This is a genomic window from Alistipes sp. AF14-19 (genome assembly GCF_003461645.1).
Lineage (GTDB): Bacteria > Bacteroidota > Bacteroidia > Bacteroidales > Rikenellaceae > Alistipes > Alistipes shahii.
Window position 1 is genome coordinate 1 of the sequence record NZ_QTXM01000051.1, and the last position, 876, is coordinate 876.

The 876-nt window shown below is 33.0% G+C and carries 1 protein-coding gene and 1 pseudogene; one reads left to right on the forward strand and one right to left on the reverse strand.

The features are described from left to right. Positions 1-465, forward strand: a 465-nt coding sequence (locus DWW03_RS16350; RefSeq protein WP_310592087.1) for a TaqI-like C-terminal specificity domain-containing protein, incomplete at its 5' end; no start/stop codon positions are given. Here DWW03_RS16350 and DWW03_RS16355 read toward each other — a convergent pair. After that, positions 462-876 (reverse strand): annotated as a pseudogene (locus DWW03_RS16355) (TaqI-like C-terminal specificity domain-containing protein); the annotation flags it as partial. The gene DWW03_RS16350 and the pseudogene DWW03_RS16355 overlap by 4 nt on opposite strands.

Below are 876 nucleotides of genomic sequence, written 5' to 3' on the forward strand. Positions count from 1 at the left end.
ACCTCTTTATATCTCTGCCACGAAGAATCGGAGGATTTTTCTAAGCCAAAAATTGTATGGAAAATAATCGGAAACCAAATGGCTTTTGCATATGATGCCAACAATTATGTAATGAACAATGCCTGTTATATTATGACAGGCGATCATTTGGATTATCTGTTGGCAGTATTGAATTCACAAGCTATAACATGGTATAGCTATGTGACTAATATGAATAAAACTGGCGTTGGAGATGTTCAAGTTGGAGGTCAAAATATAGCGACTTTCCCTATACCTTTTTATGATGCCAATAAAATAGAACTCATTGAATTAGCAGAACTTGCAAACAGTATAATAAATAAAAATATCAATCTACCATTTATTGACTCTAAAATAGAGGGTTTGGTTTCAATGATATATGGATTCACGAGTGAAGAAACTAATTTTCTACATTCATTTGTTTCTTCACTCCGAAAGTCTATTTAGACAATTTGCTGGTTTTCAATATATTGAATTTCATCTGAGGTAAGTTTATAAACATCATACATCAACTTATTGCTAAAACATTCAAAATCCGTAATGCTCATCTTGCCTACTTTCAAATCATTGAAAGCAGCAAGATGAGTATTTAGTTGTTCAGTAGATAGCTTAGCAACAATAAGCTGTTCTATGGTATACTTTTTCCATCTAATAGTCCCTACTCCTGTAGTTGTCCCTACTTTAGAAAACAACCATTCAGACACGGACGAATTTAAAGCAGACAAAAGGTATTCAATACACTCGCCTTTCATGTAAAAAGAAGTTGCTTCTGGTATATATTCTCCCAAAAAGTCGAAAGCAAATTTTGATTTATCAGATATTTCTCCCCATATGATTTTTGGCTTAGAAAAATCCTCC